The 16,896-nt window shown below is 46.9% G+C and carries 11 protein-coding genes; 10 read left to right on the top strand and 1 reads right to left on the bottom strand.

The window, feature by feature from the left end:
• The first annotated feature begins 164 nt into the window (after positions 1–164).
• The 9 genes from tviB to vexE are packed head-to-tail and all read left to right on the top strand — an operon-like array spanning position 165 to position 12,713.
• Positions 165–1,442 (top strand): Vi polysaccharide biosynthesis UDP-N-acetylglucosamine C-6 dehydrogenase TviB, encoded by a 1,278-nt coding sequence (gene tviB / locus HVZ39_RS04985; protein WP_016157409.1) that lies wholly within the window; start codon positions 165–167, stop codon positions 1,440–1,442.
• Between the two features lie 2 nt (positions 1,443–1,444).
• Positions 1,445–2,485 carry a Vi polysaccharide biosynthesis UDP-N-acetylglucosaminuronic acid C-4 epimerase TviC gene (gene tviC, locus HVZ39_RS04990; RefSeq protein ID WP_141875615.1) on the top strand — a complete coding sequence of 347 codons (1,041 nt, stop codon included), beginning with the start codon at positions 1,445–1,447 and terminating at the stop codon, positions 2,483–2,485.
• Between the two features lie 29 nt (positions 2,486–2,514).
• Positions 2,515–5,010, top strand: coding sequence for a Vi polysaccharide biosynthesis protein TviD (tviD, locus tag HVZ39_RS04995; RefSeq protein WP_181633287.1), 2,496 nt, complete (start codon positions 2,515–2,517; stop codon positions 5,008–5,010).
• Entirely contained in the window at positions 5,010–6,746 is a 1,737-nt protein-coding gene (gene tviE, locus HVZ39_RS05000) for a Vi polysaccharide biosynthesis glycosyltransferase TviE (RefSeq protein ID WP_181633288.1), read from the top strand. The genes tviD and tviE overlap by 1 nt, the downstream gene beginning before the upstream one ends.
• Before the next feature lie 45 nt (positions 6,747–6,791).
• Complete coding sequence (vexA, locus tag HVZ39_RS05005) at positions 6,792–7,859, top strand: Vi polysaccharide ABC transporter protein VexA (protein WP_181633289.1); 1,068 nt, start codon at positions 6,792–6,794, stop codon at positions 7,857–7,859.
• 9 nt (positions 7,860–7,868) lie between these two features.
• Positions 7,869–8,663, top strand: a complete 795-nt coding sequence (gene vexB, locus HVZ39_RS05010; RefSeq protein WP_047499331.1) for a Vi polysaccharide ABC transporter inner membrane protein VexB — start codon at positions 7,869–7,871, stop codon at positions 8,661–8,663.
• Between the two features lie 25 nt (positions 8,664–8,688).
• Positions 8,689–9,384, top strand: coding sequence for a Vi polysaccharide ABC transporter ATP-binding protein VexC (gene vexC, locus HVZ39_RS05015; RefSeq protein WP_047499332.1), 696 nt, complete (start codon positions 8,689–8,691; stop codon positions 9,382–9,384).
• 22 nt (positions 9,385–9,406) lie between these two features.
• Entirely contained in the window at positions 9,407–10,711 is a 1,305-nt protein-coding gene (gene vexD, locus HVZ39_RS05020; protein WP_181598898.1) for a Vi polysaccharide ABC transporter inner membrane protein VexD, read from the top strand.
• A 19-nt stretch (positions 10,712–10,730) separates the two neighbouring features.
• Entirely contained in the window at positions 10,731–12,713 is a 1,983-nt protein-coding gene (gene vexE / locus HVZ39_RS05025; protein WP_181633290.1) for a Vi polysaccharide transport protein VexE, read from the top strand.
• A gap of 228 nt (positions 12,714–12,941) precedes the next feature.
• On the opposite strand, the gene HVZ39_RS05030 is transcribed toward vexE, so the two are convergent.
• Positions 12,942–13,478 carry a GNAT family N-acetyltransferase gene (locus HVZ39_RS05030; RefSeq protein WP_181633291.1) on the bottom strand — a complete coding sequence of 179 codons (537 nt, stop codon included), beginning with the start codon at positions 13,476–13,478 and terminating at the stop codon, positions 12,942–12,944.
• A gap of 949 nt (positions 13,479–14,427) precedes the next feature.
• On the opposite strand from HVZ39_RS05030, the gene pgaA reads away from it, so the two are divergent.
• Positions 14,428–16,890 carry a poly-beta-1,6 N-acetyl-D-glucosamine export porin PgaA gene (gene pgaA / locus HVZ39_RS05035; RefSeq protein ID WP_016154307.1) on the top strand — a complete coding sequence of 821 codons (2,463 nt, stop codon included), beginning with the start codon at positions 14,428–14,430 and terminating at the stop codon, positions 16,888–16,890.
• Positions 16,891–16,896: the final 6 nt, after the last annotated feature.

Below are 16,896 nucleotides of genomic sequence, written 5' to 3' on the forward strand. Positions count from 1 at the left end.
TAAAATTAGGAAATATAAAATTTCTAGCCTTGCTTAGACTAGAAACTGTCGTGATTTCGATAAGAATAGATACGCTGGCTAAGAACGTCAGGGGCGGTAGCGTTCCAGAAAACATCTGGGATTTATTTAAAGTTAATAATTATTAAATAAGGGACTTATCAGTAATGATCAGCAAAGATGATGTAAAAATTGCCATTATTGGACTCGGGTATGTTGGCTTACCATTGGCTGCTGAATTTGGGAAAATTCGTCAGGTGGTTGGTTTTGATGTTAATCATAAACGTATACTCGAGCTAAAAGAAGGGATCGATGTCAATCTCGAAACCACAGAAGAAGAGCTACGTGATGCTCGCCATCTGACGTTTACCTCATCAATTGATGAAATCAGAGAATGCAATTTTTACATCATTACCGTCCCGACGCCGATCAACGATTATAAGCAACCAGATCTCACCCCTTTGATTATGGCAAGTGAAACTGTTGGCAAAGTACTGAGGCCGGGGGATATCGTGGTGTATGAATCTACGGTATATCCAGGGTGTACTGAAGAAGAATGCGTGCCGATCCTTGAGCGTATGTCAGCGATGACATTTAACAAAGACTTCTTTGTCGGATATAGCCCAGAGCGCATCAATCCCGGCGATAAAAAATATCGTCTGACAACTATCAAGAAAATCACCTCTGGTTCAACTGCAGAAACGGCCTGTCTGGTTGATGAGATCTATCGACAGATCATCACGGCAGGAACGTACAAAACGGAAAGCATTAAGATCGCGGAAGCGGCAAAGGTGATTGAAAATACCCAACGCGATCTCAATATCGCGCTGGTAAATGAATTGGCGATTATCTTTAACCGATTAGAGATTGACACTGAAGCCGTACTGCGAGCAGCGGGAAGTAAATGGAACTTCCTGCCATTCCGTCCTGGACTGGTTGGTGGTCACTGCATTGGCGTCGATCCCTATTATCTGACTCATAAATCTCAGGGCATCGGTTACTATCCGGAAATTATCCTCGCGGGTCGTCGACTGAACGATAATATGGGTAACTATGTTTCGGGACAGTTGATCAAAGCCATGATCAAAAAAGGGATTAATGTTGAGGGTTCTAACGTTCTGATTCTGGGGTTCACCTTTAAAGAAAACTGCCCGGATATCAGGAATACCCGCATTATCGATGTTGTAAAAGAGTTGGGCAATTACAGCTGTAATGTTGATATTTTTGACCCTTGGGTGGATGCTGAGGAAGTCGAAGAGGAATACGGGATTATACCTGTATCGGAAATCAAGGCGGCTTCTTATGATGCCATTATTGTTGCCGTTGGCCATGAGCAGTTTAAGAAGATGGGGAGTACTGATATTCGTGGCTTTGGAAAAGATAAACATGTGCTTTATGATTTGAAGTATATCCTTTCGCCTGAGCAGTCAGATGTGAGATTATAATCATGACAGCCTATGATGAATTAAAAATACAACTCGTTCTTGAACCAAAACGTTGGCTTATTACTGGCGTAGCAGGTTTTATCGGCTCTGGATTATTAGAAGAACTACTCTATTTAAATCAAACAGTAATTGGGTTGGATAACTTTTCAACTGGCTATCAACATAATTTAGAGGATGTGCGTGCCGCTGTCAGTGAAGAACAATGGTCGCGGTTTACCTTTGTTCATGGGGATATCCGGTCATTTGCCGATTGTCAGGCTGTTTGTGAGAATGTCGATTACGTTTTACATCAGGCCGCTCTGGGAAGCGTACCTCGTTCCTTGCAGGATCCTATCACGACAAATAGCGCTAACATTGATGGTTTTTTAAATATGTTGACGGCGGCGAGAGATGCACATGTATCTGGTTTCACCTATGCCGCAAGCAGTAGTACTTATGGTGACCATCCCGATTTACCTAAAATTGAGGAACGGATCGGCCGGCCATTAAGCCCGTATGCGGTTACAAAATACGTCAATGAATTGTACGCCGAGGTGTTTGCTCGCAGCTATGATTTTAACACTATTGGCCTGCGCTACTTTAATGTATTTGGCCGCCGCCAAAACCCTAACGGAGCATACTCTGCAGTCATTCCTCGCTGGATACTATCGCTTCTTAAAGATGAACCAATTTATATCAATGGCGATGGTTCAACAAGCCGCGATTTTTGCTATATAGAAAATGTGATTCAGGCAAATTTATTATCAGCAACGACTAATGATTTAGCCTCAAAAAATAAAGTCTATAATGTGGCTGTTGGAGACAGAACTTCGCTAAATGAGCTTTATTATCTCATCCGCGATGGGTTGAATTTATGGCGGGACGAACAAATTAGTGCTGAACCAATTTATAAAGATTTTCGTGACGGTGACGTTAAGCATAGTCAGGCAGATATTACCAGAATAAAAACATTTCTTTCATATGAGCCTGAGTTTGATATCAAAGAAGGACTTAAGCAGACTCTAAAATGGTATATCGATAAACAGACTGCTTTGTATTCCTGAGTATAACTACTCACTTTCTTTTCACGTGGATGAATTTAATGAAATCGTCAGAGATATTTACGCTTACCGCCATTGGTAGTTGCCGTATCGCGAGTCCGGTAAAAAGAGCTCAGCCTTATTTTAATTTTAAGGCTAATTTTAAGAAAATATATGGATTTACGCATACGAGCAGCGAGGCATTACAGCAGGTCCGTTTTATTTTGGGATTGATAGATATTCCTGAAAAGGTCCGGCCTTTTATTTTTAGAACTGCTGTAAATTATTCAAAAACCGACGTCCATAGTCGTTCTGATTTCTATATCGTTGAGATTTCAAGTCAGAAGAAGATTATGGCCTATGGGTTGTGCTTACAACAAAATTATATAACTCGTCATTTTTATGAGTTCTTTAGCCAAACAGAGCGAGCGCGTGTGTACTGGTCGCTGGCCACGCAAGGGAATCAACACAAACTGCTGGCCTATCTCAAAGACGATCCCTGTTTTGCCGGAATGTCGGAAGACGATCGTGCCTTATTAAGCAATATTAATGTTGAGCAGATGGATGAGCATGCTATCGAACAGGATATGATGGAAATCATTCAGCTTCTTGGTCGCGATCGCGTTATGTTTATGACCCATGTTGATGCTGTGACTCGTGCTGGAACCGTCATTCAGTCCCGCAGTCGGTTGATTAAAAATGTCGAGACCATCGCCGCCAGGATGGATATTCCCTGCGTTAACCCGACAAATTTGATGGAAAAGTGGGGGCAGAAACGAGCCCTGGAAAAAAATGGCGACGATCTTACTCATTATACCGACATGTTTGGTGATGCGATCGTTGCGGCTATTTTTAAGGGAGTGATCAACAATACTAAGCATCATCTTGATGAGAGGCGGCAAGAGAAACAAGACCAAATACGTGAGATTACATTATCGATCACTAAGCTGCTTGCCGATGGCGACATTATTGCTGCATCACAGCAACTTTTTGCCGCATTAAGAAATCAGCAGCAAGAGCCCGTTCTGATCCAACTTCGGTCCGTAATCTTCAGCCGTTTAGGTTATTATGAACAGGCTTATCAGGATATTAGTGATGTTGAGAAAATTATCGGTACGACGGACAGTACATTACGTTGTCGGCTGAGGTCTCTGCATGGATTAGCGCGTTGGCGGGAAGCCTTATCGACGGCCGAGATGATGCTTTCCAATGAAATTGAAGATGAAGAAGTCCTTACCGTTGCCGCCGGCTCAGCCGATGCTTTACAGCTGTTTGATAAGTCATATCAATACTGGAAAAGTGTACTGTTATTGAATCCTGAAACCCAAAGCGGATGGGTTAATTTCCTGAGCAGCACGCAATATTTCAATGATGGCAACGCATTCTCCGAAGCTTTCCATGCCGGCATTCAATCGCAGCGCCTAAATGATGCGTTTATGGAAACAGCGTTATCTTTGGCAATCAAATTCAGTGATGAATTGATTTTCAAGCATGCGCTTGAGCAGTTACTCCGCCATGAGTCAGAATTTGCGCTGACGGTATTGTCGACGATTCATGATACCGGTCTCGTCATCCACGCAGCTTTCTGCATCAAGAATATGAGCTATCATCAGGCGCTTAGCACCTCGTATAAAGATAAACTCCACGACGTTTTTGTGGCATGGAACAATACCGCGCTGTCGCTACATTCGGTTGATGATTTTGTCTCACTGAGTACTTCGCTGGTGTACACCTTCTCTGCATTTATGGTTTATCCCCATGCACGTATTTCTCGCTTTAATAATGAAGTTAAAACGGCATGGCGCGAGAAATTAAGAGAAATGTATGAGCGTGAGGATTATGAAAATATCCTGGTAGGGGCGAAAATTGTGTGGCCACTTCTGGAGTTCGATCCTGTTAGCACAGTATATTGTGCAAGAACGCTGGTGAATCTTGGTGCCTGGAAGGATGCGTGCACGTTGGCCCACATGACCTTGATTCGTAACTCGAACATTACCAGCCTGCAGTCGATTATGTTACGCAGCATACGTCATATTAACGACATTCCGTTCCTCATTGATTTGATTGCTAACGTCATGAGCATTTCTCCATCATTTCAGAATGCCTCGATGAACGAGCTGTTTGAGAAAGAGTGTCGCAATGTTGCAACCAGAGCCCTTAAATATGTACGCCAGAAGAAAACTGAAGGGCGTCTGGATGAAGCATTGTCTGTATTGATTAGCCTGAAACGAATTGATCCTGATGTTTCTCGCCTGATGCGTGAATATAAGCAAATTATCAGATTATTTAATGAGTCACTGAAGGATGGCGGCAGCACTATCGCGTCTTATGAACATCTGGATTATGCGAAAAAATTACTCGTTTTTGATAGCGAAAATGCCTATGCCTTGAAATATGCCGCATTAAATGCAATGCATTTACGCGACTACACCCAGGCTTTGCAGTATTGGCAGCGACTGGAGAAAGTGAATGGGCCAACGGAGCCGGTGACAAGGCAGATCTCGACCTGCATAACCGCATTACAAAAAAATACATCAGGGAAGTCGTAATGATTACGGAGGAAGAAAAGTTAGCTGCGCTAGGGAAAACGCTTTTAACATTGAAACAAGAGAGGAAGCTTGCGCAAGCTATTGCGTTAATTGACAGTGAATTACCGGCTGAGGCTTTAACTTCATTAGCGATGCTAAAAAAAGCAGAATTTCTTCATGATTTCAATGAAACGGCGCGTGCATACGCGCTCTACGAAACGCTGATTGCACAAAACAATGATGAAGCACGTTATGAGTATGCGCGGCGTTTATATAATGCGGGACTAGCCAAAGATGCGCAGCAAATTCTTAAAAAGGTTAGCACTGGCGTGCAGAAAAAATATAACAATTATTTAGGCAAAATAAATAAGATCTGCGATTTGCTTGAACGCCTTGAAGGGGAAGCGATCCCTGTGGGGACCAACACCCGTATTATTGCAATGAAGCATGCCATCTTGTTTTATCGAAATCGTCAGCCGCGGCAGCTTCCCGTCGGATCTTTTGGCCGCCTTGCGCTCTGTACAGGCTCGCTAGGTAGCGGCGGTGCAGAGCGTCAGATTTCCAGGCTGGCTATCGAGATCGCCAGAAAATATCGGCAACAGGGGAAAATTGGCGGCCTGAAAGTAGAAGAGCCGGTAGAGCTCATTATTCGCTCCCTGGCACCGGAACTCAGACAAGACTTTTTCCTGAAAGAAGTGCTGGAAGAACAGGTCGAGGTGCTTGAAATCGCGAAGATTACCGGAAACTTCTTTGACGATGCGACAATAGAATCTCCGGAGTTGCGCTTATTGCTCTCTCATCTGCCGCCGGTGTGTAACTACGGCATCAAGCATCTGGTCCCCCACTTATGCGAGTGCAAGCCGGATTATCTCTCCGTTTGGCAGGATGGCGCTTGTCTGATGATTGCGCTTGCAGCGCTGATTGCTGGCGTGCCCAGAATTCAACTGGGATTACGTGGCTTACCGCCGGTGGTGAGAAAGCGTCTGTTCAAGCCGGAATATGAGCCTCTTTACCAGGCGCTGGCGGCCGTGCCTGGCGTTGATTTTATGAGTAACAACCATTGTGTGACCCGCCATTATGCCGACTGGCTAAAGTTGGAGGCGAAGCACTTCCAGGTTGTATATAACGGCGTCTTACCGCCATCTATCGACCCCTCTTCTGAGGTGCCACATAAAATCTGGCAGCAGTTTACGCAAAAAACCCAGGATGCGGACACGACTATTGGTGGCGTTTTCCGCTTTGTAGGCGATAAGAACCCTTTTGCATGGATTGATTTTGCAGCACGCTATTTACAGCACCACCCCGCCACACGCTTTGTGCTGGTAGGCGATGGTGATTTGCGCGCTGAAGCGCAGAAACGCGCCGAACAGTTGGGGATTCTGGAGAGAATACTATTCGTTGGCGTCTCGCGTGACGTGGGGTATTGGCTGCAAAAAATGGACGTATTCATTTTGTTTTCGCGTTATGAAGGGCTACCCAATGTGCTCATTGAAGCACAAATGGTCGGGGTGCCGGTGATTTCAACCCCTGCAGGTGGATCGGCAGAATGCTTTATTGAGGGTGTTTCGGGTTTCATTCTTGATGATGCACAGACGGTCAATCTTGACCAGGCTTGCCGCTATGCAGAACAGTTGGTCAATTTATGGCGCAGCAGAACCGGTATTTGCCAACAGACGCAGTCATTTTTACAAGAACGCTTCACCGTGGAACATATGGTGGGAACGTTTGTACAAACCATTGCCTCTCAGCCTCGTTAATTAATGGGCAGCATTTTTTCAGCTATTTCATTTATAAAATAAGTTATGAAAAAAATTATTATATTATTAACGACGTTTTTACTGCTTTCGGGATGCACTATTCCCAGGGCGGTATTTAAATCCAGCCTGATTAATCAGGACGATCCTCATTATCATCTGGTTGAAGTCACACCGACATTAAAACTGAGTGATGCCGATACTGTGCCGAAAACTATTGTCGATCCGGTCTTTGCCGAAAATAACTGGCACTGGACATCTTTGGCTAAAGGCGATGTGCTGCATATCACTATTTTATCCTCGGGCGGGGCGGGGTATTTATCCAATAACGCGAGCGGCGACCGGGCGGATTTTGAAAATATTCTTGTGACTGACGGTAATATCGTTCAGGTGCCTTATGCCGGGATAATCCCGGTTACCGGGCTGGATGTGACACAACTGGCTGAAGAGATCAGAAAGCGACTTTCGCGCGTTGTCCTGAATCCTCAGGTGCTGGTGACGCTTACCTCCCGCACCGGAGCCATGGTGACGGTCGAGGGCAGCGGGAAAACGGGTCGTTACCCTCTCGAACAGAGTATGAATCGTCTTAGTCATTTTTTGGCAACGGCGGCGGCAGTAGAAAATACCAGCGCAGATATGATGGAAGTTCACGTGACGCGCCAGCAGCATTATTTCAATGCGCGACTGTCAGATATTTATCAGTATCCCGGGTTGGATATTGTCTTACAGCCGGATGACCGTATCACTCTGCGTCAAGTGACCGAGTATGTTAATGTGCTCGGCGCGGCGGGTGTTCAGGGGAAACATGCTCTGGTTCAGCGTCATTCCAGCGTAGTGGATGCTTTGGCGCTGGCGAAAGGATTAAACGACAATCTTGCCGATCCGCAGGCGGTTTTTCTGTACAAGCATGACGAAGCGGAGCAAGCGAAACAGCAGATGCGTAAACTGAATATCTATCATGTCGATATGAGCCAACCTGACTCGGTGTTTTTAGCACAGGCCATGCGGGTGGAAGACGGCGATGTTATCTATATCTCGAACGCCTCTTTGACTGATTTCGCTAAGGTGAAAGCCGCATTCGATAGCTTTTTGATCCGCGGCTCTAATTCTTTCTAACGTCGCCATATGAATATTTTGAAAAATAATACTTATTATTTTATGAAACTCATTACCGTCTGTGAGTTAATCATTTTGTTAATGTCACGCGATATCAAAACACGCTATAACGGTAATTTGCTAAACTATATGATGGTACTGGCCGTACCACTGGTATGGATAACCATTACCGTTATTTCTTTTCAATATTTAAATCGCACCGTGCCAATATTCACTGACGATATCAGCTTTGTTATTGCAGGTATATTACCGTATCTGTTATTTCGTTATACCATTACCGCAACCATGCGCACCCGTTCATTCTCCACATCGTTGGCGGTTGTCTCGCAGGTTAAGAAAAGACATGTGATTTTTGCTCTTGCCGCAGTCGAATTTGTTAATGCGGTTATCATTTATATTATTGTTTCATTAATTAACTTTCTTATCTTCTCCCGCTGGGAAGCCCAGAAACCGATCCTGATTTTTGAAGGGATGGTTATCGCATGGCTTCTGGGGTTATCGTTTGGTTACTTTTGTGACGCACTGTCTGAACGGTTTCCGCTGGTCTACAAAGCCGTTCCTGTGGTGCTAAGACCGATGTTTTTGATTTCAGCTGTCTTTTATACGGCGAATGAATTGCCCTATTCATTATTAAGCATATTCAGCTGGAACCCTCTACTTCATGCTAATGAGATAGTCAGAGAAGGAATGTTTGAGGGGTATAACTCCTTGTACCTTGAGCCTCTTTACCCTCTGGCATTTTCCGCAACGTTATTCCTCGCGGGCATCATTTTTCACCTGATTTGTGACACTGAAAATCACTGACTTTAGCTTCAGGAGAGACGCGTTCGTGTTCGGTTTATTAGGTTGTACACGCTATTTTGAGTCTGATAAGGGCCCGCGGGTGGTCCTTGATAAAACAGATTTTGTCATGGATTACCATGAGCATATCGGTATTCTGGCCGCCCCTGGTTCAGGCAAAACGACGCTAACCCGATTGCTGTGCGGTATAGATGCTCCTGATGAAGGGGATTTTATTGGGCTACGGGGTGATGCGCTCCCACTGGGGGCAAATGCTTTTGTTCTGCCGGGGTTAACCGGCGAAGAGAATGCGCGCATGATGGCCAGTCTTTATGGCCTGGATGGCGATGAGTTTTCACATTTCTGCTATCAATTGACCCAGCTTGAACAGCGCTATACCGACAGGGTGAGTGAATATTCTGTCACGATGAAAGCGCATCTGGCATTTGCCATTAATTTACTGCTTCCCTGTCGCCTTTATATTGCCGATGACAAGCTGTACACCGGGGATAATACCTCACAGTTGCGTATGCAGGCGGCGCTAGCTTATGAGCTGCAACAGAAAGGGTTGATTGTGCTAACGCGCAACCCTCGGCTTATTAAAGAACACTGTCATGCGTTTGGCGTACTGCTGCATGGGAAAATTACGATGTGTGAAGATTTAGCACAGGCATCTGCGCTTTTTGAACAATATCAATCAAATCAGGCGATGCTTCAAACTGATAATTATTCCTTTGATATATAAATAGAAAATATACGGATAGAGAGTGGAAAATTCAGAACGTATTAAAAAATGGAAAGAGGAAAGGGCGAAGGTAGCAGAAGAAAGCCGAGCCTTGCGACTGAAACAAAAAGAGGATGAACGCGCCCTTCGCCAGACAGAAAAAACGGCCGATGCGAAAAGTCATCATCGCCCAGACGCCGGGTGGTCCGCGACGGATGCTGATTCCGTCCGTAGAGCGTCATTGGTTATTAAAGAGCGACGTGTTCAGCAAGCCAAGCAATCGCTACGTCGGCTCTTTCTTTATATTGCTTTGCCGCTGCTGGTTATTATGCTTATGTCATGGCTATTAACTTCGCGTTTTTATAGCGCGGATGCCACCTTTATTGTGCAAACTGATGCCAGCCAGGATAATTTTTCTGGAACATCTTTCTTTGGTGCAGGCAATGAGATGTCGGAGGGCTTTCAGGTTCGCGAGTTTATACTTTCGAAAGAAATGATGGAGCGGATGGAAAAAGATCTCGGTTTTTTATCTTATTTCGCGCAAGACGATATCGCATTATTTTCCCGCTACCACGCACCGCTGGGTATTAATGATGATCCTTATCGTTACTATTTATCGAAAGTCTCGGTTGCTGTCGATATTCAACAGGGCATGCTGCGTTTAAACGTCAAGGCGCGGAGTGCGAAACAGGCTGAGTTTTTTGCCCAGCGCATTCTGGCTTTTGCTGAACAGCACGTTAATACCGTTTCAGCGCGGATGCAGCAGGAACGAATTTTATGGCTGGAAAACGATGTTAAATCGGCCCAGGAAAATCTGGGGGCAGCTCGGCTTGAATTGCTAAAAATACAGCATATACAAAAAGATATTGAACCGCAGGAAACCGTGACCGCGATTTATCAATTAATTGCTGGCTTTGAAACGCAGTTGGCGGAGGCGAAAGCGGAATACGCGCAACTAATGGCTAATGGTTTGGATCAGAACCCCCTTATTCCTCGCCTGTCGGCCAAAATCAAGGTCCTGGAAAAGCAGATCGGCGAACAACGTAACCGCCTGTCAAATAAGTTAGGGTCGCAAGGCTCTTCAGAAAGCCTGTCCCTGTTTGAAGATCTTCGCCTGCAGAGTGAGATCGCCAAAACACGCTGGGAATCTGCCTTACAGACCTTACAGCAAGGGAAGCTTCAAGCGTTACGTGAGAGACGGTATTTGCTGATCATTTCTCAACCGATGGTGGTGTCTGACACCACTCGCTATGCCGATGGAACAAAGTGGTTACTGTTCTTCGTGTTGCTGGGCATCGCGTACCTGGTGACTTCTCTCCTGATAACTATCAGGCGGATGCGTGAATAAGGCGGAGTAAGGAAATACGATGAACTTGCACTCTACATGTAAAAAAATATCGCCAACCACCCTGCTCAAACAAGAGGATTGGGAGGGGCTATGTCACTATTTCGGTCAGCATCCCGAAAAAGTGCGAGATAGTGCTGGAAATGAGCAAAACATTATTCTCTTCGCTATCGCGTGTTTGCGTAAAGATGAAACAGATGCCGCGCTGACTTTGTTGTCCGACCGTGTGCTGACGGCAAAGAATAGCCGTGATTTATTGCGACGCTGGATTATTTCGCCGCTGGCATCACATCATCGGGACGCTGTACTACAGGTGGTTAACAAACTGCTGGCGGTGAATGTGTGCCAGCCGGAGGATGTCCTGCTGGTCGCAAGCGTGCTGCTTAAGAGTAAACAATATGCGACTGTTGCTGACTTAGCCGAGCGGGCATGGCTCGCTTTTTCGGGCAATAGCAAAATTTTTGCCCTCCATTTGCGCAGCCTGACGCTGGTGGATAAAGAGTTACAGGCAATCTCGTTGGCCAGAACACAGGCGCAGGAAGTTCCCCCGCGGGGAGATATGATTGAGACCTGCCTCCGTTTCTTAAATAAAAGCCGCCTACCAGAAGATCATGACCTGGCCCGCGCATTGCTCCCTTTCTTCGCGTTAGAAAAGCAGGAGTCGGCGGGGCTGGCGGTTGATACGCTGTGCGCTGTCGGTAAATATCAGGAAGCCATTCAGACTGGGGAGTCCGCATTAGCCCGTGGGTTGGATGGTGCAGCGCTGCGTCGTAGCCTGGGGCTTGCCCACTATCAATCTGGCCGCAGCCGGGAAGCGAAGCTTCAGGCCGCTGAGCATTGGCGTCATGCCCTGCAATTTAACCCTGATAATTTACGGATCGTGACCCTGTATGCCGATGCCTTAATCAGAACGGGTCAGAATGAGAAAGCCATTCCGTTACTGCAGCAGTCGCTCGCGACTCATCCTGATCTTCCTTATGTCAGAGCCATGTATGCCCGAGCACTGCGCCAGGTTGGGCAATACGCTGCTGCCAGCGATGAGTTTGTACAACTGGCAAGGGAAAAAGGGGTGACCAGTAAATGGAACCGTTATGCCGCGGCGGCGTTGTTACAGGCGGGGAAAACAAGCGAAGCGGAAAGCATCTTTGAGCACTATATTCAGGCCAGAGCAAGCCATCTGCCTCAGTCATTCGAAGAGGGGCTGCTGGCGCTTGATGGGCAAATATCTGCCGTTAATCTACCGCCTGAGCGCCTTGACTGGGCATGGGAAGTTGCCGGCAGACAGTCCGGTATCGAGCGCGATGAATGGGAACACCGGGCGAAGTGGGGGTATCTTGCCGATAATTATCTCCTCGACTGGCTTGAATGCCGTGGAGAGCAGGCCGACGAACCGATGTATCGGTTGGCCGATATATCGCATGTCGAGCAGTTTTTCCAACGGCTGCAGCTCGATAAGCGTGGTTGCATTGTTGTATCGGCTCATATGGGCGCAATGTATGCCGGGCCGATGATCCTCTCCTTGCTGGAAATGAACAGTAAATGGGTGGCTTCCACGCCTGGCGTGCTCAAAGGGGGCTACGGTGAGCGGTTGATTTCGGTTAGTGACAAAAGCGAAGCGGACGTGGTCAGGGCCTGCATACAGACCTTACATAGTGGGCAGTCGCTTGTTGTGGCGATCGACGGCGCGCTGAATTTGAGCGCGCCGACTATCGACTTTTTCGGCCAGCAGATTACCTACTCCACCTTTTGCTCTCGACTTGCCTGGAAAATGCACTTACCCACCGTATTTGGTGTTCCGGTGTGGCGAGACGGGCGCATCCATTTTGTTTTGGAGAAAATGGTCGATCCGCAGAGGTTCGAAAGCCAGTCTTCTTTTATTGAGCGCTGGAAAGACAATTACCTGAAATGTGTAACCCAAATCCTGAATAGCGGGCCGGAAAACCTGAGACTGTCGGGGGGGATTTGGCGAAATATCACGCGCAGGGATGAATCATCTTCGGGCTGAAAAGATGTTTGCCCCGCGATGCCTTTGGCGCACCAGGCGGGGCCGCCCGCTAAGTAAAACTGAGTTATTCTATTTAGAAAGCATCCGTTCATTAACGTTCGGGTGCTTTTTTCGTTCTAACGAGCTGAAAAATGGAGAATTATTTAATAACTACGTTATACCTGATTGTGGTTCTGTTTGTCTGAGGGTTACCAGAAGACAGTATCCTGAAGTCATCCCTTAGCAATGTTAAATAGCGGCATCGAAATCCGCTGGTAGCGTACTGTTACCTGTGCCCAGGCTGCGTTGCATTAATACCGTATCAAGCCAGAGCCCATGCTTGAATCCAATGTTCGTCAGCGTGCCTATTTTCGTAAATCCGACCTGCTGATGGACTTTCAGCGATCCCTGATTATTGCTGTCGCCGACGATAGCGATCAACTGCCGATAACCCTGCGTTTCAGCCCACTCAATTACATGGCGTAGCAACGCTTTTCCCACCCCCTGACGCTGTGCCGTCGGGTCAATATAAATCGAATCTTCGAGGGTATAGCGATAGGCATAACGCTCGCGGTAGCGGGTGAGATAGCAATACCCGATGACCTTATCTTCTTGCAATGCGACAACCCACGGCAGTCCCAGACTGCGGATTTTTTCCAGACGAGCTTGCATCTCGCGGATATCCGGTGGGTCAGTTTCAAAGCTGCCGGTACCGTGAATAACATGATGGGCGTAGATATCGCGTATGGCGGGGATGTGTTTTTTTTCAGCGTTAACGATTTTCATTGACCAGCTCCCATTGGCATCTGTGTCCAAATTACCTCAAAGGCTGGAGGGAAGGTAAGTGCAAAAAATTATGTGTCTATACCCGTCATTCTTTAAGCTGCATGTGCGTTGGCTACGCTAGCTCACTTCAGTCACATAGTTCGCTAAACTCCTGGGGATTTACTCACTTGCCGCCTACATGTAACTCGAATTATTTAGGGTATATAAATTATTTTCAATGTAAATAAGCTTTCAAATTGTAAGGGTAAAGTGAGTGGGGTTGATACTGTCAATAATACGCAAAGTTGGTAAATACATTAGCGAGTTGAGCGATGCACAATTCTTCGCGCATGTATTATGGCGGATACCAAAATACCAATTTTGGTAGATTTCAAGGATAGGTTAAGAAGTCATTTGATTTTATTGATTTTTTACTGTACTTAGTTCTGCTTATGACTGTACCTTTAATTTCATTTTATCGACCCTGTTCGAAACTTAAAATTAGGTTATATTATTTACATTGTTATCTTTGTTGTTATCAGGGGCATTATTATCAGAACTTTCTCTATCCGCACACAATAGTTACCATGCAAACAGTTGCGCGGTGTAGCTATGCTAACCAGCAATAGTTATCATCGTCACAAGGTTTCGTCATGCAAACTTAATCTAAATCCAGAATTCAATCCCAAGAGTATTAGGATTATTTAGTCTAAAATACTTTTTTGTCTAAGAGTTTTCGTATCGCATAGCCACGAACTACGCTGAGTGATAAAATTTTCGAGTTTACGCCTGCTTTCCCACGATTAGAGGGCGAGGCGCGGGTAGTCAATAAGACGAAAGAATTAATTGCTTCATAACCCTATTGCAAAATAAGCGGCAGTGCATCTTACATGGTCGGGTATCGTTAGTAACTGACTGTAATATATTGAAAACGCTTATTTTTACTCTGATGTAAGTTATAAGGGCAGATATGTTAAGTATGCGTCGACATGCCAACTTCATTAAACGTTTTAAGTCTTTAAGCTGTTTATTTACGGCAAGCGTTCTTTTCCCTATGCAAATCTCTGCAGCGACATCAGATTATGACGCTTTGGTTATTGAAGCGCGGGGTGGTAATAGTGCACCGTTATTGCGTTATCTAGAGGATCAGGGAAAGCAAAGCGCGCTAACGCCAAATCAGGTTGCCGACTGGCTGCAAGTTTCCAGTTGGGTTGATAACAACGATAAAGCCACTATTGAAATCTGGCAGCGCTATCGTGGGCAGATGGATGTGCCTGCGCGCGGCAAAGTCGCCGCTGCACGTGCGTACCGTAACCAGAAAAACTGGAATGATTCATTGGCGGTATGGGAAAGCGTTTTACAGGAAGAGCCTGACAACGTTGACGTACGCACCGGCTGGATAATGACGTTGGCAGATGCTCGCTACAATCAGCAAGCCCTTACTGAAGCGAATAAATGGGCACAGGCACATCCGGGGGCTGACTCCGATGCGCTACTTGCCTACGTATATCATTCTCAGGGAAAAAACTGGGACGCGCTGTTGGTTGCCAGCCAGGCGGATGACGTTGATCCTGGCAACAAAAATGCAAAATCTACGCTGCTGTCTGCTCTGTCAGCAAACCGTGTTTCCGGACCCGCCTTAAATATGGCGGAGGTAGTGCCTACGGCAGATCCTGTGAAGCGCCGCCTTGAGCTTGATGCGGCCGCCGAAATGGTACGTTCCTCCTATACGTCCGCACGTAATGAAGAAGAGCGGTTTATCGTGGCGGATAAAGCGCTGGCCCGTTATGACCAGTTGCTGGCTGCCTGGAAGGATGAGCCGTCCGCGCAGAATGATGTCCGTCGGGCGAGAATTGACCGCATGGGCGCTTTGCTTGTTCGTAAGCGAACGTCTGAAGTGATTAAGGAATACGAATCGCTTTCTGCGAGCGGCGAAGTGCCAAACTACGCAAAACGCTGGGTAGCATCGGCATGGTTAAGCGAACGCCAGCCAGAAAAAACCGAAGCGATGCTGATGAGCATCTACTACCCGAATGGACCGATTCCCGTTACGCCGCTTGGTCCTGAGGATCAACAGGATCTGTTCTACGCGCATATCGATAATGAAAACTTTGATGCCGCTAAAAAACAGGCCGAAAACCTAATCAAAGAGAGTCCGTACCTGCGACGCATCTATGGTTCGCCAACGCCGCAGCCTAACGATAACTGGCTGCTCGGACAGTCGATGCTGACGCAATATTATATTGCTGCCAATGAACTACCTGAGGCTGAAAAGCTCGCAGAGCATCTGGCGCGAACAGGTTCAGGTAACCAGGGGCTGCGCATATCTTATGCCTCCGTTCTTGAAGCACGTGGCTTGCCGCATGCGGCGGAGAAAGAGCTGAAGCTGGCGGAAGTGATTGAGCCAAGTAACCTGGAACTGGAGCGTCAGCAGGCTTATGTTGCGTTGGATCTCCAGGAATGGAGGCAGGCCGATGAACTGACGGATGATGTCATCGCTCGTAGCCCGGATGATGAAGCGACGCTGCGCCTCGCGCGTATTCGTGATGTCCACAAAATGTCGGAAGTGCGCATTAGCGGCACACAAGGGATCTCGTCCGATAGCCCGGTCAGCGGTAAGAATGACTTCAACATCAATACTGCCATTTACAGTCCGCCAATTAACGACAACTGGCGATTGTTTACTGGATTCAACTTTGCTACCGGCGAATTTGAGGAAGGTAAAGGCATCAGCCGCGATCTGGCGGCGGGGGCGGAATGGACTTCCCGCGACTACTGGGCAGAAATGGAAGTCTCTGGCCGAAATTATGGCGATGGTCAGAAAATTGGCGGTCGTCTTTCCGGCTGGCATGACTTCAATGACAACTGGCGCGTAGGCGGTTCGGCCGAGCGCTTGTCGCGTAATACGCCACTGCGCGCGCTGCGTAGCGGCGTGTATGCCAACGGCGGCGATATGTTTGTTCGCTGGTATCAAAACGAACGACGTGAATATCAACTGTCGTTTGCCGCATCACATTTCTCAGATGGTAACGATCGCATCGAATACGGACTCAGCGGAAAAGAGCGCATGTGGACAACGCCGCGCTTCACCCTGGACTTTACCCCGGGTATCGGCGGGAGCACCAACACCAAAGAGAATGTGCCGTATTACAACCCGAAGAGTGATTTTTCCGTGGTACCTGGTCTGAGCGCGGAGCAGGTTCTTTACCGCCATTATGACACCGTGTGGACGCAGCAAGGTCTGGCTGGCGTAGGTGGCTATTGGCAGCAAGGCCAGGACGCTGGTGCCATCGTTCAGGTGGGATACGGACAACGGCTCAAATGGAACAACGTCGTAGATGGCGGGGTGATGCTGATTTGGGATAAACGCCCCTACGACGGTAAACGTGAGCGGAATATCTCCCTCGCTTTCGATTTAAATGTCAGGTTTTAAGGATTG

The organism is Citrobacter sp. RHB35-C21 (assembly GCF_013816515.1).
GTDB classification, from domain to species: domain Bacteria; phylum Pseudomonadota; class Gammaproteobacteria; order Enterobacterales; family Enterobacteriaceae; genus Citrobacter; species Citrobacter braakii.